This window comes from Arthrobacter sp. AFG20 (assembly GCF_002892795.1).
Lineage (GTDB): Bacteria > Actinomycetota > Actinomycetes > Actinomycetales > Micrococcaceae > Arthrobacter.
Window position 1 is genome coordinate 133,769 of sequence record NZ_PJMC01000007.1, and the last position, 25,317, is coordinate 159,085.

29 protein-coding genes are annotated in these 25,317 nt (G+C 65.3%); 14 read left to right on the plus strand and 15 right to left on the minus strand.

Going from position 1 to position 25,317, the window contains the following annotated elements:
• The first annotated feature begins 31 nt into the window (after positions 1-31).
• The 3 genes from CXZ05_RS10455 (at position 32) to CXZ05_RS10465 (ending at position 3,262) form a co-directional block, all read left to right on the plus strand.
• Positions 32-961: a DUF4389 domain-containing protein gene (locus CXZ05_RS10455; RefSeq protein WP_102972540.1), complete on the plus strand. Its 930-nt coding sequence runs from the start codon at positions 32-34 to the stop codon at positions 959-961.
• Between the two features lie 113 nt (positions 962-1,074).
• The gene (locus tag CXZ05_RS10460) at positions 1,075-1,779 is read left to right on the plus strand and encodes a DUF2306 domain-containing protein (RefSeq protein WP_102972541.1); all 705 of its coding nucleotides are present in this window, start codon (positions 1,075-1,077) and stop codon (positions 1,777-1,779) included.
• Between the two features lie 79 nt (positions 1,780-1,858).
• Positions 1,859-3,262 (plus strand): alpha/beta fold hydrolase, encoded by a 1,404-nt coding sequence (locus tag CXZ05_RS10465; RefSeq protein WP_219726544.1) that lies wholly within the window; start codon positions 1,859-1,861, stop codon positions 3,260-3,262.
• Between the two features lie 41 nt (positions 3,263-3,303).
• Here CXZ05_RS10465 and CXZ05_RS10470 read toward each other — a convergent pair whose 3' ends face one another.
• Positions 3,304-3,504, minus strand: coding sequence for a hypothetical protein (locus tag CXZ05_RS10470; protein ID WP_102972543.1), 201 nt, complete (start codon positions 3,502-3,504; stop codon positions 3,304-3,306).
• Positions 3,505-3,681: 177 nt separating this feature from the next.
• On the opposite strand from CXZ05_RS10470, the gene CXZ05_RS10475 reads away from it, so the two are divergent.
• The 4 genes from CXZ05_RS10475 to CXZ05_RS10490 all read left to right on the plus strand — a co-directional run bounded on the left by CXZ05_RS10475 (position 3,682) and on the right by CXZ05_RS10490 (position 7,528).
• The gene (locus CXZ05_RS10475) at positions 3,682-4,188 is read left to right on the plus strand and encodes a universal stress protein (RefSeq protein WP_102972631.1); all 507 of its coding nucleotides are present in this window, start codon (positions 3,682-3,684) and stop codon (positions 4,186-4,188) included.
• 284 nt (positions 4,189-4,472) lie between these two features.
• The gene (locus tag CXZ05_RS10480; RefSeq protein WP_102972544.1) at positions 4,473-4,829 is read left to right on the plus strand and encodes a metal-sensitive transcriptional regulator; all 357 of its coding nucleotides are present in this window, start codon (positions 4,473-4,475) and stop codon (positions 4,827-4,829) included.
• Between the two features lie 59 nt (positions 4,830-4,888).
• On the plus strand, positions 4,889-5,119 hold the full coding sequence (locus CXZ05_RS10485; RefSeq protein ID WP_102972545.1) for a heavy-metal-associated domain-containing protein: 231 nt from the start codon (positions 4,889-4,891) through the stop codon (positions 5,117-5,119).
• A 57-nt stretch (positions 5,120-5,176) separates the two neighbouring features.
• Positions 5,177-7,528: a cation-translocating P-type ATPase gene (locus CXZ05_RS10490; RefSeq protein ID WP_102972546.1), complete on the plus strand. Its 2,352-nt coding sequence runs from the start codon at positions 5,177-5,179 to the stop codon at positions 7,526-7,528.
• Positions 7,529-7,539: 11 nt separating this feature from the next.
• On the opposite strand, the gene CXZ05_RS10495 is transcribed toward CXZ05_RS10490, so the two are convergent.
• Positions 7,540-7,812: a DUF2277 domain-containing protein gene (locus CXZ05_RS10495; protein ID WP_102972547.1), complete on the minus strand. Its 273-nt coding sequence runs from the start codon at positions 7,810-7,812 to the stop codon at positions 7,540-7,542.
• Positions 7,813-8,021: 209 nt separating this feature from the next.
• Between CXZ05_RS10495 and CXZ05_RS10500 the strand changes: the two genes are divergently transcribed.
• Complete coding sequence (locus CXZ05_RS10500; protein ID WP_102972548.1) at positions 8,022-8,291, plus strand: WXG100 family type VII secretion target; 270 nt, start codon at positions 8,022-8,024, stop codon at positions 8,289-8,291.
• A 93-nt stretch (positions 8,292-8,384) separates the two neighbouring features.
• Here the strand turns inward: CXZ05_RS10500 and CXZ05_RS10505 are convergent, their stop codons facing one another.
• Entirely contained in the window at positions 8,385-9,413 is a 1,029-nt protein-coding gene (locus CXZ05_RS10505; RefSeq protein WP_258006540.1) for a DMT family transporter, read from the minus strand.
• A 103-nt stretch (positions 9,414-9,516) separates the two neighbouring features.
• Here CXZ05_RS10505 and CXZ05_RS10510 point away from each other — a divergent pair, with 103 nt between their 5' ends.
• Complete coding sequence (locus tag CXZ05_RS10510; RefSeq protein ID WP_102972550.1) at positions 9,517-10,062, plus strand: ABATE domain-containing protein; 546 nt, start codon at positions 9,517-9,519, stop codon at positions 10,060-10,062.
• A gap of 46 nt (positions 10,063-10,108) precedes the next feature.
• Here the strand turns inward: CXZ05_RS10510 and CXZ05_RS10515 are convergent, their stop codons facing one another.
• The 3 genes from CXZ05_RS10515 to CXZ05_RS10525 form a co-directional block, all read right to left on the minus strand.
• Entirely contained in the window at positions 10,109-10,516 is a 408-nt protein-coding gene (locus CXZ05_RS10515; RefSeq protein WP_102972551.1) for a hypothetical protein, read from the minus strand.
• 112 nt (positions 10,517-10,628) lie between these two features.
• Positions 10,629-11,222, minus strand: coding sequence for a hypothetical protein (locus CXZ05_RS10520; protein WP_102972552.1), 594 nt, complete (start codon positions 11,220-11,222; stop codon positions 10,629-10,631).
• 48 nt (positions 11,223-11,270) lie between these two features.
• Positions 11,271-12,623 carry an MATE family efflux transporter gene (locus tag CXZ05_RS10525; RefSeq protein ID WP_102972553.1) on the minus strand — a complete coding sequence of 451 codons (1,353 nt, stop codon included), beginning with the start codon at positions 12,621-12,623 and terminating at the stop codon, positions 11,271-11,273.
• Between the two features lie 157 nt (positions 12,624-12,780).
• Between CXZ05_RS10525 and CXZ05_RS10530 the strand changes: the two genes are divergently transcribed.
• A complete protein-coding gene (locus tag CXZ05_RS10530; protein ID WP_102972554.1) occupies positions 12,781-13,215 on the plus strand; it encodes a DoxX family protein in 435 nt (144 codons plus the stop codon).
• 187 nt (positions 13,216-13,402) lie between these two features.
• Here the strand turns inward: CXZ05_RS10530 and aztD are convergent, their stop codons facing one another.
• On the minus strand, positions 13,403-14,665 hold the full coding sequence (gene aztD / locus CXZ05_RS10535) for a zinc metallochaperone AztD (RefSeq protein ID WP_258006538.1): 1,263 nt from the start codon (positions 14,663-14,665) through the stop codon (positions 13,403-13,405).
• Positions 14,666-14,936: 271 nt separating this feature from the next.
• On the opposite strand from aztD, the gene CXZ05_RS10540 reads away from it, so the two are divergent.
• Positions 14,937-15,911: an acyl-CoA thioesterase gene (locus CXZ05_RS10540; RefSeq protein WP_102972555.1), complete on the plus strand. Its 975-nt coding sequence runs from the start codon at positions 14,937-14,939 to the stop codon at positions 15,909-15,911.
• Positions 15,912-15,921: 10 nt separating this feature from the next.
• On the opposite strand, the gene dnaB is transcribed toward CXZ05_RS10540, so the two are convergent.
• A complete protein-coding gene (dnaB, locus tag CXZ05_RS10545; protein WP_102972556.1) occupies positions 15,922-17,304 on the minus strand; it encodes a replicative DNA helicase in 1,383 nt (460 codons plus the stop codon).
• A 717-nt stretch (positions 17,305-18,021) separates the two neighbouring features.
• Here dnaB and CXZ05_RS10550 point away from each other — a divergent pair.
• Both CXZ05_RS10550 and CXZ05_RS10555 read left to right on the plus strand, forming a co-directional pair.
• Positions 18,022-18,432 carry a hypothetical protein gene (locus CXZ05_RS10550; protein WP_102972557.1) on the plus strand — a complete coding sequence of 137 codons (411 nt, stop codon included), beginning with the start codon at positions 18,022-18,024 and terminating at the stop codon, positions 18,430-18,432.
• 2 nt (positions 18,433-18,434) lie between these two features.
• Positions 18,435-19,001: a hypothetical protein gene (locus CXZ05_RS10555; RefSeq protein WP_102972558.1), complete on the plus strand. Its 567-nt coding sequence runs from the start codon at positions 18,435-18,437 to the stop codon at positions 18,999-19,001.
• A gap of 23 nt (positions 19,002-19,024) precedes the next feature.
• On the opposite strand, the gene CXZ05_RS10560 is transcribed toward CXZ05_RS10555, so the two are convergent.
• Both CXZ05_RS10560 and CXZ05_RS10565 read right to left on the minus strand, forming a co-directional pair.
• Complete coding sequence (locus CXZ05_RS10560; RefSeq protein ID WP_102972559.1) at positions 19,025-19,387, minus strand: zf-TFIIB domain-containing protein; 363 nt, start codon at positions 19,385-19,387, stop codon at positions 19,025-19,027.
• A 37-nt stretch (positions 19,388-19,424) separates the two neighbouring features.
• On the minus strand, positions 19,425-20,051 hold the full coding sequence (locus CXZ05_RS10565) for an FMN reductase (RefSeq protein WP_102972560.1): 627 nt from the start codon (positions 20,049-20,051) through the stop codon (positions 19,425-19,427).
• Positions 20,052-20,159: 108 nt separating this feature from the next.
• On the opposite strand from CXZ05_RS10565, the gene CXZ05_RS10570 reads away from it, so the two are divergent.
• Complete coding sequence (locus CXZ05_RS10570; protein WP_102972561.1) at positions 20,160-20,582, plus strand: DUF1801 domain-containing protein; 423 nt, start codon at positions 20,160-20,162, stop codon at positions 20,580-20,582.
• 122 nt (positions 20,583-20,704) lie between these two features.
• Here CXZ05_RS10570 and rplI read toward each other — a convergent pair whose 3' ends face one another.
• The 5 genes from rplI to CXZ05_RS10595 form a co-directional block, all read right to left on the minus strand.
• Positions 20,705-21,157 (minus strand): 50S ribosomal protein L9, encoded by a 453-nt coding sequence (gene rplI / locus CXZ05_RS10575; RefSeq protein ID WP_102972562.1) that lies wholly within the window; start codon positions 21,155-21,157, stop codon positions 20,705-20,707.
• A gap of 18 nt (positions 21,158-21,175) precedes the next feature.
• Positions 21,176-21,415, minus strand: a complete 240-nt coding sequence (gene rpsR / locus CXZ05_RS10580; RefSeq protein ID WP_003800144.1) for a 30S ribosomal protein S18 — start codon at positions 21,413-21,415, stop codon at positions 21,176-21,178.
• Positions 21,416-21,545: 130 nt separating this feature from the next.
• Positions 21,546-22,127: a single-stranded DNA-binding protein gene (locus CXZ05_RS10585; protein ID WP_102972563.1), complete on the minus strand. Its 582-nt coding sequence runs from the start codon at positions 22,125-22,127 to the stop codon at positions 21,546-21,548.
• 55 nt (positions 22,128-22,182) lie between these two features.
• Positions 22,183-22,488: a 30S ribosomal protein S6 gene (gene rpsF, locus CXZ05_RS10590; protein ID WP_102972564.1), complete on the minus strand. Its 306-nt coding sequence runs from the start codon at positions 22,486-22,488 to the stop codon at positions 22,183-22,185.
• A gap of 224 nt (positions 22,489-22,712) precedes the next feature.
• Positions 22,713-25,211, minus strand: coding sequence for a hypothetical protein (locus CXZ05_RS10595; RefSeq protein WP_102972565.1), 2,499 nt, complete (start codon positions 25,209-25,211; stop codon positions 22,713-22,715).
• Between the last annotated feature and the right edge of the window lie 106 nt (positions 25,212-25,317).

A 25,317-nucleotide genomic window follows, 5' to 3' on the forward strand; every position in this document is an offset into this window, starting at 1 on the left:
AACCCTTAGCCCTTCATGAAAGAAGAAAGCCATGTCCACGTCGCTGTCCGGCAATTCTCCCCGCGGTCCCGACTCACCAGCAGCCAGGATGCCCGCCCTGCCCATGGCCGTCCTAATGGTGGGGGTCCTTCTCGGACTAGCCGCTGCAGGGCTGCTGTCTGCCTACCGTTCCTTCCCCTTAGGACGGGACGGTCTCACTACCTCCCTGCTTATGATCGGGGCTTCCTTGCTCCTGATCATCCTGGGGGCTGCAGGCCTGGGAAGAGGGATCGCGCCCGGTGCCTCCCAGGAAGCCGACCGGGTCGGAAACGAGCCATCCCAAATCAGCGGACACCTTGACCCCGGCCTGTCGAGATGGCTCTGGCTGGTCAAATGGATCCTCGTCATCCCCCACTACATCATCCTGGCCCTGCTGTGGATCGCCTTCCTCGTCGTGACGGTTGCAGCGGGCTTCGCGATCCTGTTCACCGGCCGCTATCCGGCGTCGCTCTTCCAATTCACCGTCGGAGTCCTCCGCTGGAACTGGCGCGTCTCGTTCTATGCCTACGGCGTTCTTGGGACAGACCGTTATCCGCCCTTTACCCTCGCCCGCAGCGACTATCCGGCAGAATTGGACGTTGCCTACCCGGTGAAGCTCTCCCACTGGAAGGTACTGTTCAAGTCCTGGCTGTTTGCGTTGCCGCAGCTGCTCATCGTCGCAGCCCTCAGCGGAAGCCTGACGTCCTCATCAACGGCGAGCATTTCTCTGCTCAGCCTGCTCGTGTGCTTCGCCGCCGTCATCCTGCTCTTCACCGGCGTCTACCGCCTTGGAATCTTCGACCTGTTGATGGGCATCAACCGCTGGACTGTCCGGACCGTCACGTACGCGGCCCTAATGAGTGACAAGTACCCGCCGTTCCGACTCGACCAAGGCCCACTCGATCCTGCACCGAATCCGGCAGCATCGCCCACGCCTGCATGATGCCCAGCGGCTACGCCGCGCCTGTTTCCATCCAATGGGCAGGGCTCTGGGATCCCTGAACTGGCTCAACCACGGTGGGTGCGTGAGAGCGCACCCACCAAAAAGGTGACATCATGACGCCCGAAACTCTTCCCCGCTCCCGCCCAAGGCCCCGCGCCCGGTGGCTCGTGCCCGCCGCCCTGATCCTCCTTAGCCTCGTCCCGGTGATCGCCGGTGCAGTCCGCGTGACCGAGCTGACCGGAGGTCAGATAACCCCCGACAACGCCCGGTTCTTCGACTCGCCCATCCCCGTGCTGATCCATATCCCCGCCGTCACCGTGTACCTGGTGCTCGGGGCTTTTCAGTTCGTCCCTTCGCTTCGCCGCGGCAAACGCGGCAGCCTCAGCTGGCACAAAATTGCCGGACGCATCCTTGCCCCCACCGGCCTGCTCGCCGCCCTGTCGGGTTTGTGGATGGCGGTCTTCTATGACCTTCCACCCCATGACGGGCCTTTGCTTCTCGCCCTTCGACTGATCTTCGGCTCCGCCATGGTGGCGTTCATCGTCCTGGGATTCATCGCCGTGCGGCGCCGGAACTACGTCCGCCACAGTGAATGGATGTCCCGGGCCTACGCCATCGGCATTGCCCAGGGAACCATCGTCGTCGTAACCATCCCCTGGATCCTGCTCATAGGACCAGTGGATGAGCTGACCCGGGCACTGCTGATTGGGGCATCCTGGGTCATCAGCCTGGCGGTGGCCGAATACTTCATCTACCGCCGTTCCCAAGGACCGACTCGAACCTCCCGCCCTACCCTCCGCCCCGCCCGGGCATCTTGAGTAATCCGGACCGCTTGCCGAGTTGCACAATCTGACGGCGGCAACAGCGGATCTGTTATCCACATGAATCGAGCCCTCCGTGGCCATCACTCCTGTATCGCCTCTCCCAAGCCCCGCCTCAGAGGGCAATGGCCCGGGACGCCGGGCCCGCCAGGACGCCGGGGCGAGGTGGCGCATCGGCCCGGTCGTGGCCAGCTCCTTGGCCGCCGGGCTCCTCGCTGCCCTGCTCCTTGTCGCCGCACCCTTCATTCGGGCGCGGGAAAGCGAGGTTACGGGTGCAGTGCTCTGTGGATTCGCACTGGGGTGGGCGATGTTGGCCATCCTTTCGGTGCGGTTCACTGGCCAGCCCCAGCGATGGGCCGCGGCTCCTGCGGTGTTCATGGGTGTCGCGGGTCTTCTTCTGGTGTTGTTCGGCGCTCCCGTGGACAGGGTGCTCACCTGGGTATGGCCGCCCGCGCTGCTGGCATTGGTGGTCTGGATGTTCCTCCAAGCCCGCACACACCTTCATAGCCGAAGCAAAGCCTGGCTTGTCTACCCGGTGCTGGCGATGTTGGTGTTTGCGTCAATCGGCGGCGGCTACCAGATCTTGGGTGCAGCGGCGGATGCCAAGGCTTACCCAATGCCTGGCCAGCTGATCGATGTCGGAGGACACAGCCTGCACCTGAGCTGTACCGGTTCAGGAAGCCCCACCGTCGTTCTCCAACCTGGCGCAGGCGAAATGTCCTCGAACCATGGCTGGATAGCCCCGGCTGTGGCCAGGAACACCCGGGTCTGCGTTTACGACCGCGCAGGCAGGGGCTGGAGCGAACCCGCCAGTACCGCCCAGGACGCCACGCAGATAGCCACTGACCTCCATACCTTGCTGCAGCGCGGGAACGTCCCGGGACCCTATGTGCTGGCCGGCCATTCCTTCGGCGGACTCTATGTCCTCACCTTCGCCGCAATGTACTCCGGCGAGGTCGCGGGCATGGTGTTGATCGACTCCACTGACCCGGCACCGGCAGACAAGCCCGGAACAACACCACCCGCCGGCGCGGGCAGCTACGACATCCTCGGCCGGGCCTCGACGCTGATCGCAACCTCGGCACGACTCGGTCTGGGCCGGCTGTACGCCCCCTTCGAGGCCGCCAGCCTGCCCCAGCAGTCCCGGGAGGAAGTCCGCGCGAACATCGCGAGCCCAATCAACCTGCGCAGCACGATCGACGAGTACCTCCAGGCAAACACCTCAATGGAAGAAGCGGCATCACTGCGTGACTTCGCTGACAAACCGCTGGCCGTCCTGACGGCCGGTATCGGCAACGACACTCGACACCAGGCATCACAGAAGGCCCTGGCCAACCTGTCAACAAACAGTGCTCACAAAACTATTGACTGGGCCAGCCACGAAGCGCTGGTCGCGGACCAGGACGCTGCCGCAATCACGACTCGATCAATCCTCGACGTCGTCGCGTCCGTCCGAAACGCAAAACCGCTGGCCGAATGATCCCGGGCGCGGCCTGACCGGCCCACGTATCGGCGGATCAGTCAGTCCACAAATTCAGACTGCGTCTCGATGAAATCCCACTCGGCTTCGGTCAGGACTGCCTGCGGCGTATCCGGATGCGGACCTCCCGCCTCGGCAATCCCCTGCATCACGAACAGCGGAACGTCGCCGGCCCGCAGGTTCTCGCGAAGCCATTCCTTGCTTTTCAGATCCAGATCAAGCCACCACATGTAAATCTGCATGGGACGCCGCCTTTCTACGTTTCCACGCTAGGCTCGCCGCGGCCGGGATACAAGGGAAAATCAGCACTCGTCTACACCGGACAGCAGCCGTGCCGCAGGGCTGAAAACTGCCGCTGAGCTGGGCCGAAGGCCGCGGAGGCTCTGGTCTTTCCTGATGCCGCAGGCACACAATTGATCATGGATGCAGAGCATTTCAGCGGCCCGCCTCCCCTCCTAGTGGGCATGATTCCCGGCCAGCATCCGGAGGTCCTCAAGACCGCCGTCACCCTGGCCCAAAAGCTGTCCACCCCGATGCTGTGCGCCTACGTGGACGAGGCAAGCTACCTGGTTGAGTGGGATCCCGCGCGCTCTGCGCACCGGCTTTCCCTGCATCCCGACAGGGACGACGACGACATCCGTTCCGTAACCGCGGAACTGAAGTCGGCCATCGGCTCGGCCATACAGGACGGCGGGCCGGCATGGACCTTGCGCACGCTGGCCGGGGATCCCGCCCGGGCCCTCGGCAGGCTGGCCTCGGAAGTCAATGCTCCCATGATCATCGTGGGCACGCCGGAGCGCGGCTTCGGGCACCGGATCACGGAACTCCTGAATGGCTCCGTGGCCGCCTGGCTCACCCACCATCAAAGCCGTCCCGTGCTGGTGGTCCCGTTCCGAATGGCCGCACACCAGGACCGGGCCGAATAGCCAGTAGGGACCCAAGGCGGCCGCAGAAAAGTAAAGCGAAAGTAGTTATTCGAGGTGGTGGCCAACCTGGCTACCGGCAAGTAAGCTGATCAGGCAGGCCGATAAAGGCCCGCCCAAAGACTGCTCCGGAGTGCGTATCCCCCAATAACGCGCTCCGGAGCTTTTTTGTGCCCAAATACCTCCGGGAGCTCAAGCATTCCCGCCCGTGCCACAACTGCCCGCACCCCCCGTTTACCTGCCGTACCACCCTTGACTGATACCCCCTAGGGGTATATGTTGGGTTCATGGAAACTTCCGGAGGACGGACGCCGACGGCGCCCAACGAAGAAGCGATTGCGGAGGCCCCGCAGCACGGCTACACCGCGGACAAGGATGCGTACCTGCGCCGGCTCCGTCGGATCGAGGGACAGGTCCGTGGCATCGCCCGGATGGTTGAGGAAGACAAGTACTGCATCGACATCCTGACGCAGGTCGCGGCCGTGACCAAGGCCCTGCACGCCGTCAGCCTGGGCCTTGTGGAAGAACACATAGGCCACTGTGTAGTCGGGGCGGCCTCTGAACCTGATCCTGACCTGCGGGCTGAAGCCATCGACCTCAAGGTCAAGGAGGCGGCGGGTGCCATCGGGCGCCTGCTGCGCTAGCCGCAAACCACCACCCACCAGCCGACCAACCCCGTCGTCACACCAACTAGGAGTCAGCAATGAGCATCATCTCCACCAAAGTCCACGTCTCCGGCATGACCTGCGGGCACTGCGTATCGGCCGTCAGCGAGGAGCTCGAGTCTCTGGCCGGCGTCGAGGAGATCGACATCGACCTCAACGCCGGCGGTGTTTCGACCGTCACCATTACCTCCACGCAGAAGCTCTCCCCCTCCGAAATCGGCGAGGCAGTGGCCGAGGCGGGTTACCTGGTGGTGGCCAACGAGGCCTGACCCGCTCCCATTCGTACCGGGCACCCAAAATCGAGCACGACCAGAGAAGGACCAGTCATGGGCACCGAACACCTTTCCGCAGCCTCCGCCAGCCGGGTGATTGAACTCGACGTCGAGGGCATGACCTGCGCGTCGTGCGTGAACCGGGTGGAAAAGAAGCTCGCCAAGCTCGAAGGCGTCGAGGCCACCGTCAACCTCCCCCTGGAAACAGCGCATGTGACCGTTCCGGCCGGCATCACGGACCAACAGATCACAGACCAGGTAGCCTCAGCCGGCTACAAGGCAAGGATCAAAACGGTCACCGAGGAGGACCACGACGGGACCCTGGCTGACGCCGCCCCGCACCACGAAGACCATATGGCGCACGGCGGCAAGGCATCAGAGCTGAAGCCGCGCCTGCTCGTCGCGGCGGTCCTGGCCGTGCCGGTGTTCCTCATCTCGATGTTCCCGGCTTTCCAGTTCCCCAACTGGGGCTGGGTGGCGGGCGCCTTGGCGCTGCCGGTTATCAGCTGGGCGGCGTGGCCGTTCCACAAGGCGGCCGCCATCAACGCCCGCCACTTCGCCTCCACCATGGACACCCTGGTATCGCTCGGAGTCATCGCTGCCTATCTGTTTTCCGCCTGGCAACTCCTCGCCGACCCCCGACTGACCGAACACCCCGGCATGGAGCAGATGGGCGGCGCGGGTTCCGGCGGCCTGTACTTCGAGGTGGCCAGCGTGGTCACCACGTTCCTTCTGCTGGGCCGGTACCTGGAGGCGAACGCCAAGGCGAAGGCCGGTGACGCGCTCAGGGCCCTCCTGGATCTCGGCGCCAAGGACGCCACCATCCTGCAGGACGGCGCCGAGGTGAAGATCCCGGCAGGCCGGCTGGCGGTCGGGGACCTGATCGTGGTCCGCCCCGGCGAAAAGATCGCCACCGACGGAGTGGTGGTGGACGGTGCCTCGGCAGTGGACGCCTCGCTGGTCACCGGCGAATCGGTTCCCGTGGACGTCGGTCCGGGCAGCCTTGTCACCGGTGCCACCATCAACACATCCGGCCGGGTGCTGGTCCGGGCCACGCGCGTCGGCGCCGAAACTACCCTGGCCCAGATGGGGCGGCTCGTTTCCCAGGCGCAGACTGGAAAGGCGCCGATCGCCCGGCTTGCTGACCGGATCAGCGCAGTATTCGTGCCGGTGGTCCTGGCCATCGCCGTCCTCACGTTCGCCGGCTGGCTGCTTGCGGCCGGGCCGGACGCCACAGGTCCGGAGCTTCGCGCGGCCTTCACGGCCGCGGTCGCCGTGCTGGTCATCGCCTGCCCCTGCGCCCTTGGCCTGGCCACCCCCGTGGGTCTCCTGACCGGCACCGGCCGCGGCGCGCAGCTGGGCATCCTCATCAAGGGCCCACACGTTTTGGAAGACACCCGCACGGTGGACACCATCCTGCTGGACAAGACCGGAACCGTCACCAGCGGCCAGCTGTCTGTTGTCGCAACCGCGGCGTTCGCCCCGTTCAGCGAGGCGGAAGTCCTGCGGCTGGCCGGTGCGGTCGAGTCGGCGTCGGAGCATCCGATCGCCGCCGCGATCGTCGCCGCCGCACGGTCCGCCGTGCCCGCCATGGGACAGCCGTCGCCCACCAGCCGCAACGCCACTGCAACGGACGACGGCGCCCGCCTGCCCGCCGTCGTCCACTTCCGGTCCGCACCCGGCGGCGGAGTGGTGGGAACCGTGGAGGGCCGGCTCGTGGTCGCCGGCCGCAGCGGATGGCTGCGGGACAACGGCGTTGAGCTGACGCCGGCGCAGGATCAGGTGTTCCGCGCCGCGGAGGAGTCCGGTGCCACGGCCATCTGGGTGGCAGTGGACGGCGAGGCTGCCGGCGTTGTTGAGCTACGGGATACGGTCAAGGCGGGATCGGCGGCAGCCGTCGCGCGGTTCAAGGCCCTGGGCCTGCGGCCCATGCTGCTCACGGGCGACAATGCCGCAGTTGCAGCCCAGGTGGCGGCCGCCGTCGGAATCGTTGCGGACGATGTCTATGCCGGCGTCCTGCCCGAGGGCAAGGTGGAAGCGGTCCGCCGACTGCAGGCTGGCGGCGCGACCGTAGCCATGGCAGGAGACGGCGTAAACGACGCCGCGGCCCTGGCGCAGGCGGATCTGGGCATCGCGATGGGCTCCGGCACGGACGTGGCGATCGAAGCCGCCGACCTGACCGTGATGGGCAACGACCTAGGGCAGGTGGCCACCGCGATCGAGCTGTCCCGCCGCACCCTGGCCACCATCAAGACCAACCTGTTCTGGGCTTTCTTCTACAATGCGATGGGCATTCCACTGGCGGCCCTCGGCCTGCTCAATCCGATGATCGCAGGCGTGGCCATGGCAGCGAGCTCGGTGCTGGTGGTGGCCAACTCGCTTAGGCTCCGCGGCTTCGGCCGGTAGTCTGCGGCCCGCTAGGCCGTACCGAAGCGGACGGCCGAGCGGGCCTTCGCTTTGGCCGCCTCCTCGTCACGGTCCTTTGCGGGAGCATGGGTAACGAGGGAGTCGAGCAGGTGCTGGGTCACGTGGGCTATCTCGTGCACGGCGCGCTCAAACGCCTCCTCATTCGCCTTCGACGGCTTGGTACTGCCGCTCACTTTGCGCACGTACTGCAGCGCGGCGGCGTGGATTTCCGCGGACGTAGCGTGCGGTTCGTAGTTGTGGAGGGTACGGATATTCCGGCACATACCCCCATGCTAGGCTCTGGAGCGCCGAGGATCGACCCTTTCGCCCCGCGCGGGAGGGCACAGCCCATGGGTAGGACTGCATGGGGAGCGCTGCCCATCGACGCCGTTTCGGGCTAAAGGATAGTTTTGAGGCAATGGATCTTCCGGACGAGCCGGAGGCCGCTGGGGATGCCGACTGGATCGGGTCCGTTGATTAGAGGAGATATCTAATGGCAAATGTGTGGGGTGCAGACGTTGAGCAGCTGAGGAACTTGAGCAGGCAGCTCAATGCTGGTTCGACTGAAATCCAGAGGCAGCGGAACCTGCTGTCAAACGCGCTCACGAACACGGAATGGATGGGCCCGGACGCGGTAGCATTCCGCGGCAAGTGGGAGAGCGAGCATGTTCCGGCCCTGGCCAGGGTGGCGCAGGCTCTGGAAGAGGCGGGCCAGCAGGCAACGCGCAACGCCCAGCAGCAGTCCGACGCTTCCCAGGGCTAGACCGGGAACGCACCGGAGGGCCGGACGCAGCACGCGTCCGGCCCTCCGGCATTTAAGCGGTCTGTTGCTGAAGACTGGCCCGTTATTGGAGGCTCAGGGTACGGGTTCGACGTCGTTCGCATGGTCAAGCGGTCCGGTCACCGCTGCCTGGGTCTCCGCTTTGGCTCCCCGGAGCTCATCCAGCCGGACGCACAGCACCCCGCCTACAATCAGCACGCCGCCGAGGAGCTGGATGGGGCCGGGCAGTTCGCCAAGCAACAGCCAGGCCCAGATCACGGCGAACAGGACCTCAGTGAGGGATACGAACGAGGCCACCTTGGAGCCGAGTGCGCGTGCAGCCATGACTCCTGAGACGTAGGCCAGCACGGTGGCCAGCAGCACGAGGCCGCACAGCGGAACCCACCAGGGGGTGGTCCACGGGCCTAGTTCCGTGTCGGCCGTGCTGATGGCCATGGGCAGGAGTCCCGTGGCTGCCGTCAGCCACATCACCGCGGCGCCCACCAGCAGCCCGCCCGATGCGAGAACGATGGGCGGCAGGGTGTCATTCTGCTTGGCCGTGATGAAGAAGTACATGGCCAAGCAGACGGCAGCCGCGAGGCCCCAGAACACACCGACGGCGTCGACCTTCACCGTGCCGGTGAGGTCCAGTACCAGGACGAGACCGCCCAGGGACAGCAGCGTCCCCGCGATTGTCAGGGGGCGGGGACGCTTCCGGCTGGCCACCCAGAGCCACAGGACGATCAACACCGGGGCGAGGTATTCGAGCAGGAGCGCCACACCAACGGACAGCCGGGCCACGGCGTTGAAGTAGAACAGCTGGCATGCAGCAACACCGATCAGGCCAAACAGCACGATCGTGACCCCGTTGGACCGCAGCTGGCTCCAGCGCCCGCGAAGCGCCGTAACAGCAGGGATGGCAAGGATGAGTGCGGCCGCGGTCAGCCGGGCCGTGACGGCTGCCCCGGGCGTCCAGCCGGTCTCCAGCAGTGACTTGGCAAAGGAGCCGGAAAGCCCGAAGACGGCAGACGAAAAGAGGGCGATGCCCAGTCCTGACGCAAGGAAGCCGGAGGCCTTTGCCGAGGAGGCCGGGGCCGTGACGGCTGCCGGAGCCCTAGAAACCAGCGATGTGTTGACGCGGCGGTTCGATGCGGGCACGGAGGCCTCCCGTCAGGAGTAAAGTGGGGTATTGGTCCTGACATTACGCCCCGCACTGTAAGGAGTCAAGGTGGTTTTTGCCCCTGACACGGAACTCTCACTGCGCTTTGTGGTGAACCTCATCAACTCTGCCGCCAACGGCGAGGAAGGCCTGGCCACGGTGGAGGACCTCGACGAGTTCCTGCGGCAGGAAGGCTTTACCGGCTCCCGCACCCACGACGCCGCCGAACTGGCCAGCGTCCACGCACTGCGCGCAGAACTGGCAGCTTTGTGGACCGCCGACGAGGATACGGCCGTGGCCAGTGTGAACCGGCTCCTGCGGGAAGCCCGCGCACTCCCCCAGCTCCTCAAGCACGACCAGTGGGACTGGCACCTGCATGCCACCACGCACGATGCCCCGCTGGCGGACAGGATGGGCACCGAAGCCGCCATGGCGCTGGTGGACGTGATCCGCAGCAAGGAGATGGACCGCATGCTCGTATGCGCCGCCGATGACTGCGACGCGGCGGTCCTTGACCTCAGCCGCAACCGGTCCAAGCGGTACTGCGACACCGGAAACTGCGCCAACCGCGCGCATGTCGCGGCCTACCGTGCGCGCCGCGCCAGCGGGGAGTAAGGCGCGGCGCGGATAATATACATCCGCCGCTACCTGCCGTCGGGCGTTAGGAGGCCCCGCCGTCGGGCCCGGACTCGCCGGTTCCGGCCGTACCAGCACCCGGGGCATCCGGACGGCGCTGGGTTCCCTCGCGCTGGGTTCCCCCGGTCCCATGGCCGCCGTGTCCCTGCGAGGACTTCCGGGCCGAGCTCAGGTTCACCCCGGAGCCTTTACCCAGGTGGGCGGCGTTGTCCTTGTAGCTCATGGACAGCATCGCGGCGATGACGAGGGTGACAATGAAGGCGATGCCGGCGGCAATGAAGGCCAGGTCAAACCGCGGCGACCGGGCACTGCCGCCGGAGGCGAAGATCAGCACCGCGACGAACGCCACCACAGCCCAGAAGGCGGAGAACATCAGCGGTCCCTTGACCGAGGTCCGCAGATTGCGCGGTTCTCCTGGTTTCTGGTGTGCCAAGGTGATTCCTCCCGTGCGGGCGGCGCGATGCGGCCTGCCCGCTGTGCTGTGTGCTGGTCCTGAAGGGTCCTGGTAGCCAAAGGCTGTTCTACAAGGAGTAGAACCCTTGGTACTAGTTTACGGCCTTTGACGCGGCCGCCCGCGCATCGTGCCGGAGCGAGAGGCCTGCCAGGATCCAGAGCACGCCCGAGATGATGGCGCCGCCGCCGGCAACGCCCAGCAGCGCATGCGGACCAAGCCCCACGAAGAACGGCAGGATGCCGGCCGTGCCCAGCCCGATGATTCCCGATGCCAGCCAGTCGCGGGCCAGGACATGCCGCCCGCGGAACCTGATGCCCAGGTACAGCTCGGACGCCGACGCCACGGCCAGCCCCACAGCACCAACAACGGCGAACACCAGGCTGCCCTGCAGGAACAGCAGGGCCACACCGGCACCGGTCAGGGCAGCTCCGGCGGCGGAAAGAATGCGGCCGGCAGGCGCCTCGCGGCGGAAACCGGTCAGCGGAATGCCCCACAGCAGGGTCAGGCCGGTGGCCAGCAGGTACACCCCGCCCGCGAGCGACATTCCGGTCACGGAAGGAGCCGCCCAGAACACGGTCACGGCACCGAACACCAGCGCGGCGGCAGCCCGCAGCAGGGCGGGCTTCCACAGCTCCGCCAAGGGGGCAGGCACGTCGGATTCAGCAGGGGTAGCGGGGGAAGTCACCGCTCCAGTTTAGTGTGCCAGGCTGTGCCTGCGAATCCGGGCCGCAGGCTATGAGCCGAGCACCATCCAGCGGTCCGTCCTGGCCCGCAGCCCCAAAGTCAGGCCGCGGGCGCACATGTAGCCCAGCGAAAAGGCCACCCACACCCAAACGAGCGCCGCCGCGCCGTCGGCACCGGCCAGCGGCACCGCCAGCAGCAGCGGAAGGTACACCGCAAGATTTACGACGCCGGCAATCGCCAGATACTTCGCGTCGCCGGCGCCAATCAGCACCCCGTCGAGGACGAACACGTACCCTGCCAGGGGCTGGCCCGCGGCCAGTACCCACAGTGCCGCGGTCAGGACCGACTGGACGCCGGCGTCGGGCGTGAAGAGGGCTCCTGCGAAAGGAGCCGCCACGGCGAGCAGCACGCCGGTGACCACACCAAAGCCGGTACCCCAGCGGATCATGGTCCGGGTCAGGATCCGCGCCTTGCCGGGGTTGGAGGCTCCCAACTCCTTGCCGATCAGCGCCTGGGCAGCGATGGCCAGGGCGTCCAGCGCGAAGGCAAGGAAGGTGAAGACTGTCATGGCCAGCTGGTGGGCAGCCAGGTTCACGGCACCCTGGGCTGTGACCACGAGAACGGTGGCGAGGATGGCAATGCGGAGGCTCAGGGTCCGCAGCATGAGCCAGGAGCCCACCCTGGTCATGGCCCGGATCCCATGCCAGTCGGGGAGCAGGCTGACGCCGTGGTGACGGGCATTGCGCTGCACCATCACCAGATACACCGCGGCCATGGCCCACTGCGCGATGCTGGTTCCCACCGCAGACCCGACGACGGACAGTCCGAGTCCGTAAACCAGCACCAGGTTCAGCACGATGTTCAGCGTGAAACCCACCGTGGCCACCACCAACGGCGTCCGGGTGTCCTGCAGCCCCCTCAGCACGCCCGTGCCGGCGAAGATCAGCAGCATCGCTGCCAGCCCGGGCATGGACCAGCGCAGGTAGTCCACGGCGAAGGTGCGGATCTCCGGACTCGGCCCCATGAGCCCGATCAGCGGCTCCGCGGCGAGGAACCCTGCCAGCGCCAGAGCTGTCCCGAGCAACAGGGCCAGCCAGACGCCGTCGCGCCCGGCGGCAAGGGCCCTTCCGATCTGGCCATCACCCACTGCCCGGGCCACGGCAGGGGTGGTGGAGTACGCCAGGAAAACCATCAGCCCCACCGCGGTGTGCAGCACCGCCGAGGCCAGCCCCACACCGGCCAACTGGGCAACACCCAGGTGCCCCACAATGGCCGAGTCGGCCAGCAGAAAGAGCGGTTCGGCGATCAGCGCGCCGAAGGCGGGAACGGCTAGCCGGAGGATTTCCCGGCCGTGACTACCGGGCTTTGGGGTGGAAACGGCGGCGGAAGGCGATGGGGGCACGGCTTCAGCCTAGCCGCCGCATAAAAGTTAACCGCGACACATTAGTTGACACTTCAACAAAACTTCGGGACAGTGGAAGGGAAGCTTCACCCGACGCGCTCCGGACCGCGTGCCCAAAAGAGACAACCCCCAATCGAACCGAACGGTGAGAATCTCCATGAACCAGTCCACCCAGACCACCACAGCCCTGACGATCCTGCGAGTCATCACGGGATTCCTCTTCGCCGCGCACGGCTGGCAGAAGTTCAGCGAATTCACCATCGCCGGGACGCAGGCATCCTTCGCCACGATGGGGGTTCCGGCCGCTGAGGTCGCCGCCCCGGTCGTCGCCACCCTGGAGCTGGTGGGCGGCATCGCCCTCATCCTCGGCGTGCTGACACGCGTCTTCGCTGCCCTGCTCACCCTGGACATGCTTGGCGCCCTCTTCCTGGTCCACGCCTCGGCCGGAGTCTTTGTCGCCACCGGCGGCTACGAGCTGGTTCTCCTGCTCGCAGCGGGGGCAGCGGCCATCGCCCTTGCCGGAGCCGGCTGCCTCTCGGCGGATGCAGCCCTGTTCGGCCGCAGCAATTCCAAGCTTAAGGTTCTCGCGTAGCCTTCCCTGAACGCAGCACCGCTCCAGAGCGGTGACTGTGCAGGAAACGACGGCGGCTGCTCGCCCGGCACTTCGGTGCACGGTGGGCGGCCGCCGTCGTTTTGCTGTTTACTTTGATTCTTGTCCGGTTGTTGTTGATTCAGCCGGTCAGGTAGTCAGCCGGTCAGGTAGTCAGCCGGTCAGGCGGTCAGCCGGTGACACCCGTCAGTTCATCCGGAGTGTGCGCGACCATTGCCGTGCGGACGGTCTTGCCCGTCTTCAGGTCGACGGCGTGAAGTTTCCGCGTTGCCGGCTCGGTTACATAGGCGGTGAAGCCCACGACGTACAGGGTAGGCCGCGGGTCCTGCCACGCCTCCGGCTCCTGCCAGGCGGCAACGACGGGGATGGTGGACACGGCGGCGCCTGTCACCGGGTTGAGGACGTGCAGCGCGCCGTCCGTGCCGAGGACCAGCGCTTCCCCGGCCGGCCCGCGCCCCAGCGACCGGAATGAATAGCTCGTACCGAGGTCCACCAGCTTCATTGCCTTGGTTTCCGTGTTCACCAGCGAAATCCTGGTGGGCCGCTCCAGGACCGCGTCTTTGTCCACCTTGTAGTCCCCCAGCACCACGGGCGACGCCGGCGAGCCTGCCTGGTTGCCGATCCGGCCATAGGCGTCAGGACTGAAGATTTTGGAGAACCTGCCGTCCTTGAAAACCAGCATCCCGTCCTCACATCCGAAGATCACCGTGCCCTCGCCGGCCACTGCCTCGCCATGGACGCCGGGGCAGTTCTGGCTGCGGAGGATCTCCTTGCGGTCCGGACCAGCCTCCCTGCGGCCTGAATCCGTGGTCTCCCTGAGCAATGCCACGGCGTTGCGCGCGTCCTCGTCGCCCACGGTTACCAGCAGCTTCCCGTCCTCCAGCTCCACCGCTACGCCGTGGTGGGCCTCAGGTGCCGTGTAGGTGACCGTCTCCGGAAGGCCGTCCGCCGACAGTTCGTTCAGGGTGGCCGACTCGAAGGACTCCACCTTGCCGGACCCGTCGCTGAACAGGACAGTTCTTCCGGCATGCCGCACCACATGGCCGGGCTTGCTCGCCTCGAACGCGTAATCCGTCAGCGTAGGCCTGACGGCGTAGGAGTGGCCGTGATCGCCATGCCGATCGGTCCAGACGCCGGCGTCCAGAACACGGAACGAGTCATCCGCCGCCACCAGGACGTGGCGGCCGTCCCCGGCCGGGCTGATGCGGTTGTAGCCATCCAGCTCGACGTCCGCCACATGCTCGAGGGTCCCGGCGTCCAGCACTCCGATGCCGCCCGCGTAGCTGTACGTGAGGCGTGGTTTGGGGGCGCGAAGTTCCGCGGGTTCTGCGGTCTCGACGTTCTGGGAAGTGCCGGCAGGACCGTCGGCCGCCTCGTGACCGGGGCTTCCTGCGCAGCCAGAGAGGAGGAGGGCAGCTCCGCAGGCTGCCACCACCCGGACTGTGTGCGGCCTTGTGAACGGATGAGTGAAGGGCCTGGCGATGGATGCGTTCATGCGGCCGCGCCGGCTGGTCGTAGGTCGGGCAGGAAGAACATGTCGTCTTGAGAGCATGGCACTAATGATAATCATTATTAATAGGGTTCTGACCACTCCTCCCCCGTTCATGACGCCGGATGCACAGGCCGCCGGCCTTATGGCGTGCGGGATGGCGTTTGTGAAGGCCGGGATCTGCCCCGAGGACTGCGGTCAGTAAACTGCGACCATGAGCGAGACTGCCGCCAACTCCGTAACCCTCCGCTTTCTTGCCGCCCCCATGGACGTGGGCCACAGCGGCTCCGTTGACGCGGGAACGGTGCTCGAGTGGGTGGACAAGGCGGCCTATGCGGCCGCGGTGGGCTGGGCCAAGTCCTACTGCGTCACCGCTTATGTGGGGAACATCCACTTCGCCGATCCGGTGAACATCGGCGACATGGTGGAGGTCACCGCCACCATCGTCTATACGGGCCGCTCCTCCATGCATATCCGGACGGTGGTCTCCTCCGGGGATCCCAAGGGCGGGCCGGCCACCATGCGGAGCCAGTGCATGGTGATCTTCGTGGCGGTTGGCGAGGACGGGAAACCCATCCCGGTAAAGCAGTTCGAGCCGATAACGGCGGAAGAACTGGAACAGCGGGACCACGCCCTGGCACGGATCGGTATCCGAGAACAGATCGTCGAAGCCATGAGCGCCCAGGAATATACCGATGCCGGCACCGCGGAGCGCGTCGTCCTACGGTTTATGGCGGCCCCAACGGACGTGAACTGGGGCGGGAAAGTCCACGGCGGGATCGTCATGAAATGGATCGATGAGGCCGCATATGTGTGCGCCTCACGCTACTGCGGCCGGGACACGGTGGCTGTCTTCTCCGGCGGAGTCCGGTTCTACCGGCCGCTGCTGATTGGGCACGTGGTGGAGGTGGAGGCCCGGCTCGTCTACACGGGCACCAAGGGCATGCACATTGCCGTACACGTCCGCTCCGGGGACCCCAAGGGCCGTGAACTGAACCTGACCACCTACTGCCTCACCGTGATGGTCGCCCGCGACGCCGAGGGCACCTCCGTCCCCATCCCTGCATGGACCCCCGCGTCCGAGGAGGACAAGCGGCTCCACGCCCATGCGCGGGAGCTCCTGGAGATCAGGGCAGCAGCCCCGGGGAACAGGCTGCCCAACCATCTCCTGCAGTCACAGCCGGGCTAACACCGGCAGCCTAGAAGCCGCCGCCTCCGGCATCCCCCGCCATGTTGGCGAACCGCGAGTAGTGGCCCTGGAAGGCCACAACAATGTCCTTGGTGGGGCCGTTACGGTGCTTGGCGATGAGGATGTCCGCCTCGCCGGCGCGCGGAGACTCTTTGTCATAGACGTCTTCACGGTGCAGCAGGATCACCATGTCGGCGTCCTGCTCAATGGACCCCGATTCACGCAGGTCGGAGACCATGGGTCGCTTGTCCTGCCGCTGCTCAGAACCACGGTTCAGCTGCGACAGGGCAATGACGGGGACCTGAAGTTCCTTGGCCAGCAGCTTCAGCGCACGCGAGAACTCGGAGACTTCCTGCTGGCGGGACTCCACCTTCTTGCCCGAGCTCATGAGCTGCAGGTAGTCGAGGATCACAAGCTTGAGGTCGTGCTGCTGCTTGAGGCGGCGGCACTTGGCGCGGATCTCCATGAGGGACATGTTGGGGCTGTCGTCAATGAACAGCGGGGCATCATTCATGCGCCCCATGGTGGTGGCGATCTTGGACCACTGCTCGTCCTTGATGGTGCCCTTGCGGAGGTCCTGCAGGCCGATGGTGGCCTCGGCCGAAAGGAGGCGCATGGCGATCTCATTACGGCCCATTTCGAGGGAGAACATCACCGTGGCGAGGTTGTTCTTGATGGCAGCCGAGCGGGCAAAGTCCAGCGCGAAGGTGGACTTACCCACGGCAGGGCGGGCGGCAATGACGATCATCTGGCCCGGATGCAGCCCGTGCGTCAACTCGTCCAGCTCGTAGAAGCCGGTGGGAACGCCCACCATGCCCTCGCCGCGGTGGCCGGAGGCCTCGATCTCATCCACCGTGGACTCCATGACGTCCTTCAGGACGACGTAGTCTTCCGCGGTGCGGCGCTCGGCGACCGCGTAGACCTCCGCCTGGGCCTGGTTGACCAGGTCTTCGACTTCGCCGTCCTGGCCGTAGCCGAGCTGCACGATCTTGGTGCCGGCATTGACCAGCCGCCGGAGCACGGCCCGCTCGGCGACGATCTCGGCGTAGTAGCCTGCATTCGCGGCTGTGGGTACCGTCTGAATGAGCTCATGGAGGTAGGCCGGTCCGCCGATCCGGTTGATCTCCCCGCGCTTGGTCAGCTCATCCGACACCGTGACGGCATCTGCGGGTTCTCCGCGGCCGTAGAGGTCGATGACGGCCTCATAGATGGTTTCGTGGGCCGGGCGGTAGAAGTCCTGCCCGCGCAGGATCTCAACCACGTCCGCAATGGCGTCCTTGGAGAGCATCATGCCGCCCAGGACGGACTGCTCCGCCGGTATGTCCTGGGGAGGCTTACGGCTGCCTTCGGATTCGCGGGTACCTTCGATTGAGTCCAGGTGCGTAACTGACAAAGCTGCCGTCCTCCATTGTGTCCGCAGTCCGTGCAGGAGGACTGCGGCGCGTGTGCCGTGTGCCGCGGGTGTGCCGCGCAGCGGAACTGCTGCCCGGGCTAATGCAACTACACCAGCAGGCCCTGACATTCTTCGGTCCGGGCCATTGAACCGTTGGCGACGCCTCATCCACAGGTTTTCCACAGGGCAGGACTGATCACCCGGAGTCCGGCTCTCGGCTGGCCCCGGTCGTCAGGCCGGAAGGGAAAACTCACCCGAATGGGGTGTCTCCGCTACGTTAGCGCCCGCCTGCCCACTCACAAAGCCCGCAGTTTCGCACCTCTGTGGATAACCTGTGCACAAGATACTGCTGCTTGTGCACAGCCTGTGGGGGAAGCTGTGGATAGAAATTTTCTTTTCGGCTTATATGCGGTCTGACCTGGGGAAACGCTCTCATTTTCCTGTGGACTAATTAAACTTTTGCGCATACCTTCATCCACAGCCGTAAGCGACCGCTGGGGATACCGGCCGGTAATTCCAGCGCCAGAGGGCGTTTTCGCCCCCTACATACCCATTCTGTGATACGGGTCACCGGCATATGTCCGAGTCCGTTCCCATATGCATGCCGCACGGATGAATCTTGCTGTCCGGGGTCATGACCGGCATCACGGGCGGAACGCACCATGCGTAGCCGGGCATATGCTGTGGATAACGCGGATCTGGCGTTAAGCTCTAGGTATGGGCGACGTTCTGACAGTCTTGGTTCCTGCCCTTATCCTTGCCGCAGCCCTCTGGGCTCTCGCTACGGCACTGAAGCCGCGTGACGGGGGCATGTCCGACGCGGACCGCTACCAGCTGGATCTGGCAAGGCGTTCCCAAGCCCACTACGCAGCTCAGGTTCAGGCAGCCATGGCGGCGCGGGCACGCCTGGAGGCTGCGGCCCTGCCGAGCCAGAACCGGCAACAGCAGATCCAGCAGCAGAACCAGCATCCTGCGGCACTTGCGACCGGGGGCACGCTGGACCCGCAGCTGGCGCTGCAGCTGCAGACATTGGTGCGCAACGGGCAGAAGCTCCAGGCCATCAGGCTTTTGCGCCAGGCCACCCACTCCAACCTTTTGACCGCCAAGCAATATGTAGATCGGCTGTAACAATGGAATCGCTCCTGATCCCCTTCCTGATCCTCGTGGCCGTTGCTGTGGCCGTGGCACTCACGGCACGTGCGTTGGGCCATCGCCGGCGCACGGTCAGGGAACCGGCCAAACCGCCTGTGGAGTCCGCCGAGCTGGCAAGGGAAGCCGCAGCCAAGCTGTCCGAGGATGAACACCGGCGGCTGTACGCGCTCATCGCCCAGGGCCAGGCCATGGCTGCGATCAAGCTGTTCTACGAGGTGTCAGGGCAGGGCTTGCGCGCATCACGGGACGCGGTAGCCGCGCTGGCGGCCCACCCGCAGTCTTTCCGCTCGCCGGCCCAGGAACCCAGCGAACCCGAGGACGACGACGAGCCACCGCAGCGGTTCCCGTACCGGTACCGGGCCATAGCCAGCAAGGGCGATGTCACCCGGGAGGTCAGCAGCAACATGCTAAATGACGAGATCTACGGCCGCATCCGCACACTCGCCAAGAGCGGCAACGTTGAAGCTGCTGCCACTGCGCTGACCCGGCACTCGGACATCACCATGAAGCAGGCGCGCGAATTTATCGCCCTGCTGGACGACTAATTACCGCCGCTGCCCGGAGCCACTCAAAAGTCGAACAGATCCCCCAGCCAGCCTTCCTTCTTCTTATGGCGGCGGCGGTCATAGTCGCGGTCGTATCCCTTGCCGTAGTTCCGGTCGTCGTGGCGCGGCTGGTCCCGCCGCAGCTCGTCACGCCGCGGTTCAAAGTTGCGGTACAGCGGCGGAGGTGCCGTGCCAGGCGCAGGTGACGCCGCTGCAGGGGGAACGGGCGCGGCAGGTGCCGCCGGCGCCCCGGTGTTGACGCGGTCGATGATCTTGTCCAGTTCACCGCGGTCCAGCCACACACCCCGGCACTGCGGGCAGTAGTCAATTTCCACGCCGCTGCGTTCGCTCATGACCAAGTCTGAAGAATCAATGGGACATTTCATGCCCGGCACAACGAGCGGGTGCTGCGATTAGTTCGCGTTACCGCCCGCCTGAGATCCCGGCCAGCAGCTGTTCAAAGGGCAGTGACTCCAGCAGCGCGGGTTTGGGGCCTGGCTGGCCCCCTTCCAAAAGCTGACTGAACTCGGCAGCCGCCCGTTCTATCCGCACCGAAAGGGGGGTACCGCCGTCGTCCGTGTTTCCCCAGTCCTGGGGCCCGGCGAAGACGGCCGTGGCGGCGGTCCGCGTGCGGAGGTAGCTGAAGAGCGGGCGCATGGCGTGGTCGAGCACCATCTGGTGGCGGTCCGTTCCGCCGGTGGCCGCCAGGAGGGCCGCTTTGCCGTCCAATGACTTGGGGTCGAGGACGTCAATGAAGGACTTAAACAGGCCGCTGTAGGATGCACTGAACACCGGTGAGACCGCAATGATGCCGTCGGAGGCCTCGACGCCGGCGATCACCTCTGCCAGCCGGGGTGGGGCAAAACCCGTGACGAAGTTGTTGGCGATGTCCACGGCCAGGTCGCGGAGCTCCACGACGTCGGTGGTCACCTCGTAGCCGGCGGTAGCCAGCTCCCGCGTGGCGGCGGCGGCCAGCTGGTCGGCCAGCAGGCGGGTCGACGACGGCACTCCCAGTCCGGCGGACAGAACGGTAATGCGGCGGGTCTCCATGGCGGTCTCCTCTGATTGGCGCTGTATATGCATTTGCATCTAATCACTCAACCGGGCAGGTCCGCCCTTTATTCCGCCACACGGTAAACCGCCCGGTACACTGCGTCCATGGCGGAAAACAAGACACAAGTGACAGGGGTTTCAGCGGACGACTTCATCGCGGCTGTGGAGCACCCTGTGCGCCTGCACGACGCCCTGCGGCTGCGTACCCTCATGGCGGAACTGACGGGTCAGGAACCTGAGATGTGGGGTCCCACCATCGTCGGATTCGGCAAGGTGCACTACAAGTACGCCACCGGGCGCGAAGGGGACACTGCGGCGGTGGGGTTCTCTCCCCGCAAGGCCAGCCTCTCGCTGTACGGCCTGACGAATGCGCCGGAGTCGGCCGCGCTCCTCGACCGTCTGGGAAAACACAAGACCGGCGCCGGCTGCCTCTATATCAACAAGCTGGCTGACGTCGAAGAAGCCGTGCTGGCCGAGCTGATCAGCATCGGCTACCGCTACTGCACCACGGTCCTGCACCAACCGTAGGCCGCCGGCCTAAACCTGCCGGAAATGACGAAGCCCCCGCCGTCGGCTTCCCGGAGGAATCCGACGACGGGGGCCGTCAGCAGTTCAGGACTGCGAAGTAGATCCGGCAAACGCCGGACCTACTACTTGCCTGCGACTACGTCGAGTTCGATCACAGCGGCAACGTCGTCGTGCAGACGGACGTTGGCCTGGTAGGAACCAACCGACTTGATGTGAGCCGGCAGTTCAACCTTGCGCTTGTCGATGCTGCCAAGGCCTGCGGCCTCAACAGCGTCGGCGACGTCGGCCTGCTTGACCGTGCCGAACAGGCGACCGCTTTCGCCGGCCTTGACAACCAGCTTGACCGGCTTGGCGGACAGAGCGGCGGCCTGCTTCTGAGCATCTTCCAGGGAAGCGTGCTCGCGGGCGACGCGGGCAGCCTTGATGGACTCAACCTGCTTCTCGCCACCCTTGGACCAGGTCAGGGCGAAACCGCGGGGCAGCAGGTAGTTACGTGCGTAACCGTCCTTGACCTCGACAACGTCGCCAGCAGCACCGAGACCGGTTACTTCGTGGGTCAGAATGAGCTTTGCCATGTTAGTTAATCCCTTTCCTTAGCCCCGGCCAGCGCCGGAGTAGGGCAGCAGGGCAACTTCGCGGGCGTTCTTGATTGCCTGGGCGATCTTGCGCTGCTCCTGCACCGTAACGCCAGTGACGCGACGGGCGCGGATCTTTCCGCGGTCGGAGATGAACTTGCGCAGCAATGCTACGTCCTTGTAGTCGATGACAGTGATGTCAGCGGCCTTCAAGGGGTTGGACTTTGGTTTGGGCTTACGGAGTTCAGCCTTAGCCATCGTGGAGCTCCTATTCTAGGGAGCCCGTGAATCGTGATCCACGGGATGGTGGTGGTCCGACCGCGGCCTGCTCGGAGAGTGCCATATGGAACGCTCTGCCGGATGCTGCGCCGGACCTTATGTTTGTTGTTTAGAAGGGAGGTTCGGAATCCGGGCCGTTGCCCCAGCCGCCGCCCGCATTGCTGACTCCGGGCGTGGCCCAGGGGTCTTCCTGCGCTGCGGGCTGCTGGTTGCCGCCCCAGTTTCCTCCGGTGTTGCCGCCCTGGTTTCCACCCTGGCCGCCACCGAATCCACCGCCACCGAATCCGCCGCTGTTGCCGCCGCCGAATCCGCCCTGGCCGCCGGAGCGCTGGGTGCGGTTGACCTTGGCATTGGCGTAACGCAGGCTCGGGCCGATTTCGTCGACTTCGAGCTCGATAACGGTGCGCTTCTCGCCTTCCTTTGTTTCGTAGGAACGGCTCTTCAGGCGGCCGGAAACAATCACGCGGGTGCCCTTGGTGAGGGACTCGGCGACGTTCTCTGCTGCCTCGCGCCAGACCGAAGCGCGGAGGAACAGGGTTTCCCCGTCCTTCCACTCATTGGACTGGCGGTCGAAGGTGCGAGGCGTGGACGCGATGGTGAAGTTCGCTACTGCCGAACCTGACGGTGTGAACCTCAGTTCGGGGTCATTGGTGAGATTACCGATGACCGTAATAGTGGTTTCGCCTGCCATCTACTGCCTCCTTGTTCGTTCCTGCGGTGTAAAGAATGAAAGTTGATAGCTGAAATTACTCAGCAACAACCTTCTGCTCTTCGGGGCGGGTGATCTTGGTGCGCATGATGGTCTCGTTGAGACCCAGCTGGCGGTCAAGTTCCTTGGCGGTAGCCGGTGTCGCGGTGAAGTTCACCACGGCGTAGATACCCTCGGACTTCTTCTTGATGTCGTAAGCCAGACGGCGACGGCCCCAGATGTCAACCTTTTCGATGGTTCCACCATCGTTGGTGATGACGTTCAGGAACTTCTGAAGCGACGGCTCTACGGAACGCTCTTCGACCTCGGGGTCGATGATTACCATCAATTCGTAAGGACGCATATGTGAACCCACCTCCTTTGGGCTAAGCGGTTACGGTATTTCCGTAACAGGAGGTTCATTTGCGATGCCGTGCACGCCCGTGGCCAAAGAAGGACCAGGGCGCAGCACAGACTTCACTATCCTAGTGCATCGGGAAGGGTTTCTGCGATTCGGACAGCTCCAAGGCTATGAGCACTGAAGGCTGGGGCGGAAGTGCGGGTCCGGCTATGTGGAAAACCGGGGCGTCAGAAGCGCGAAAGGCTCACCAGCACCTTGTCCGAATCGACCGAGACGTTGCCTCTGACATAGAACTGCATCTGGTCGGTCTCCTTCTCCCACTCGGGGTCTGTCTTGCTGAAGGAGGTATTCCTCTCGTAGCTCACCGTGGCTTCGCCGGCTTTACCCCCGCTGAGCCGCCAGGTGCCGTCAAACGACCGGCTAAGCCCGTAGTCCGGGTCGGCAGTGATCGACCACTTAACGTTCCGGACATCGCCGAAAGCAAACCGTGAGAACGGGCAGCCCTCCGGTTCAATGTCCGTGGATTTCTCGCAGGCGGCGAGGGCGGCAGCCACCTGGCGGGACGTTTCCGCCACCAGCGCATCCGAGGCCTTCACCGTGAGCCTGGCCGTCTCCGGCGCCTGTGGCAGCGAGCCGCCCGAGACCACTACCTGCTGGTCCTCGACTGAGAGGTACTTCTCGCTGTCCGGAAGACCCACCGAGTAGGAACCGGGAAACGCAGGGAGACTGATGTTTGTGCCGAAAGCAGTGACTTCATTTTGACCCGCGGGGACAGTTACTCCGTTGACCGAGACGGCCGCCAGGGGAACATCGACGGAGGCATTGACCTGCTGCAGAGGGAACGCCTCAAGCTTCCAATGGTCGTCCACGAGCTCGGGCTGGTTCTTGACGAGGGCGAACGTCTGCTCGTACTTGCGCCCTCCCTGCCTCAGTTCGGCACGGACCTGCGCCGAGTCACCGGAAATCCTGGTGGAAATAATCGAGAAGCCGTCAATGCGGTTCGCCGCAGCGCCGAGAACCTCATTGGTCAGGAGAACCCGCTCCTCATTGGGCACGTCGGGATCCAAAATTTCCAGGGCTTTCCGCGCATCGCCGTCAACGAGTGCTTGGGCGTAGTCCTTCACCGGCTGGTCCGGACCCGGTTTGACCGCGTTGACCGTGACCACCGACCCCACCGCGAGCACCGCGACCGCACCAACGATGGCGGCTGAAACCAGCAGGCGCCTCCTGCCCTTGGCCGTAAGCTGCCGTTCAGCAGGAGGGGTTGCGGCAGGGCCAATTGCAGCCGGCCCGGCGGCCGCCGGACCTTCCCCGGACGTGACAGGGACCGGTGCTCCGGCTGCACCCGGCTGGCTTCCCTGAGGCCTGGCGGGCAGGACGCGGAGCACGCGCTGCAGCCTGGCCGGCAGCACCGGCACCAGATAGGGCGCCAGAAAGCGCGCCGAAATCTCAACCAGCAGCCCCCAGGCGAGGAAGACGGCCGGCGACCACCACGCCGGTGCCAGGACGTACTGACCGGAAGCGAGTCCCGGTGCATCAAAGTCTGCGCGGACCGTCAGGAGAGGCAGCAGCAGCAGTCCCAGAAGGAGGAAGCCGGCGGGCACGGGCGCCCACGACCGGAGGTCACTGTTGGAAACCGGTCCCCTGCGCAGCAGAACACAAAGGCCGGAAATGACCGTACAGACCAATGCCAATGCCAGCGCCGCCCACGCAGCGACCGCGGCGTCCGTTCCTGCTGCGTCAGCACCGAATCCGTAGATTGTCTGGTCCTCGTTCCGGCTCTCCTGTGCGCCGAAAATCGCCGTCGTTTCCGAGAGCACGTGAAGGCCTCCGAGGTGGCCGGCCACAAGGCCGTACCCGCCCGCATTGCCCATCAGCAGCGGACCTGAGAGCAGGGCCGCCCAGCCGCCGGAGACGGCGGCGGTGATCCATGCCGCGGGGATGGCGATGACCGAAAAAACTGCCGTGTGTACTGCGACGGCGGCGAGCGGCAGGTTCAGTTTTCCGCGAAGGAGCGATGCGCCGGCGAACGGCGCGCGCCGCGCATATATGGCGTTCCGGGACAGTACAGACAGTCCTGCAGCAAGAAGGAAGGCGACCAAAACCGACCATCCGCCGGCTGAAATGGGATCGACACTGAATCCGCCCCCAGGGGGGAAACGGACGGCAGCGGCCGCGGCTACACCGTTGACCAGCAGCGCGAAAACGGCGCCGCTGACCGCGGACTGAAGCAGAAGCTGCGGCCGGCCGGCGGATGGAAACCGCAGTTCGGCCAAACGGCCTGCCAGATAGATGCCCACAGCGCTGATCAGGAGCACCGCCACCGGGACTGCATGGAGGTGGCCCTCACCCCGGACGGCCCCAAGGAAGGGCACGACACCTGCCACGGCAGTACCCGCGCTGCCCAAATGCGCCATCGCCACCAACTGGGCGGTTAGCTGGCCCAGTTGCGACCAGGCGTCCGGTGCCTGCTCCGCGGCAATTGCTCCGCCCAGAGCCGGAATCGGGTTGCCCTGGCTGGCGGCAATGCCTGCGAGGGACAGCAGTACGGCTGCGAGGCTGAACAGGTACACCGCGGCGTAGGCGGCAGCCGCAGCGGCAGCGCCGGTCCAGAGCAGGCGGAAATCGAAAAATGAATTGCCCGGTCGCGGACCGGGTGGCGTTCCAGGTTGATGCGCCGGAAGGTCGGGCACGGCGGGCGCGGAAACAGGCGGTTGTTGCGACATTCTCCCCAGATTTCTGTCGGACTCTCACTGATGCTGTGAATCTAGGGGGAATCCGGCGGCGGCGCCAGTCATATGACCCGGGGCTGTGGACAACTCCCGGCGCGGA

Coding starts and splice junctions, on each gene's coding strand:
- CXZ05_RS10455 (WP_102972540.1), top strand. CDS start 32: ATGTCCACGTCGCTGTCCGGCAATTCTCCCCGCGGTCCCGACTCACCA.
- CXZ05_RS10460 (WP_102972541.1), top strand. CDS start 1,075: ATGACGCCCGAAACTCTTCCCCGCTCCCGCCCAAGGCCCCGCGCCCGG.
- CXZ05_RS10470 (WP_102972543.1), bottom strand. CDS start 3,504: ATGCAGATTTACATGTGGTGGCTTGATCTGGATCTGAAAAGCAAGGAA.
- CXZ05_RS10475 (WP_102972631.1), top strand. CDS start 3,682: ATGGATGCAGAGCATTTCAGCGGCCCGCCTCCCCTCCTAGTGGGCATG.
- CXZ05_RS10480 (WP_102972544.1), top strand. CDS start 4,473: ATGGAAACTTCCGGAGGACGGACGCCGACGGCGCCCAACGAAGAAGCG.
- CXZ05_RS10485 (WP_102972545.1), top strand. CDS start 4,889: ATGAGCATCATCTCCACCAAAGTCCACGTCTCCGGCATGACCTGCGGG.
- CXZ05_RS10490 (WP_102972546.1), top strand. CDS start 5,177: ATGGGCACCGAACACCTTTCCGCAGCCTCCGCCAGCCGGGTGATTGAA.
- CXZ05_RS10495 (WP_102972547.1), bottom strand. CDS start 7,812: ATGTGCCGGAATATCCGTACCCTCCACAACTACGAACCGCACGCTACG.
- CXZ05_RS10500 (WP_102972548.1), top strand. CDS start 8,022: ATGGCAAATGTGTGGGGTGCAGACGTTGAGCAGCTGAGGAACTTGAGC.
- CXZ05_RS10530 (WP_102972554.1), top strand. CDS start 12,781: ATGAACCAGTCCACCCAGACCACCACAGCCCTGACGATCCTGCGAGTC.
- CXZ05_RS10540 (WP_102972555.1), top strand. CDS start 14,937: ATGAGCGAGACTGCCGCCAACTCCGTAACCCTCCGCTTTCTTGCCGCC.
- CXZ05_RS10550 (WP_102972557.1), top strand. CDS start 18,022: ATGGGCGACGTTCTGACAGTCTTGGTTCCTGCCCTTATCCTTGCCGCA.
- CXZ05_RS10555 (WP_102972558.1), top strand. CDS start 18,435: ATGGAATCGCTCCTGATCCCCTTCCTGATCCTCGTGGCCGTTGCTGTG.
- CXZ05_RS10560 (WP_102972559.1), bottom strand. CDS start 19,387: ATGAAATGTCCCATTGATTCTTCAGACTTGGTCATGAGCGAACGCAGC.
- CXZ05_RS10565 (WP_102972560.1), bottom strand. CDS start 20,051: ATGGAGACCCGCCGCATTACCGTTCTGTCCGCCGGACTGGGAGTGCCG.
- CXZ05_RS10570 (WP_102972561.1), top strand. CDS start 20,160: ATGGCGGAAAACAAGACACAAGTGACAGGGGTTTCAGCGGACGACTTC.
- rplI (WP_102972562.1), bottom strand. CDS start 21,157: ATGGCAAAGCTCATTCTGACCCACGAAGTAACCGGTCTCGGTGCTGCT.
- rpsR (WP_003800144.1), bottom strand. CDS start 21,415: ATGGCTAAGGCTGAACTCCGTAAGCCCAAACCAAAGTCCAACCCCTTG.
- CXZ05_RS10585 (WP_102972563.1), bottom strand. CDS start 22,127: ATGGCAGGCGAAACCACTATTACGGTCATCGGTAATCTCACCAATGAC.
- rpsF (WP_102972564.1), bottom strand. CDS start 22,488: ATGCGTCCTTACGAATTGATGGTAATCATCGACCCCGAGGTCGAAGAG.
- CXZ05_RS10595 (WP_102972565.1), bottom strand. CDS start 25,211: ATGTCGCAACAACCGCCTGTTTCCGCGCCCGCCGTGCCCGACCTTCCG.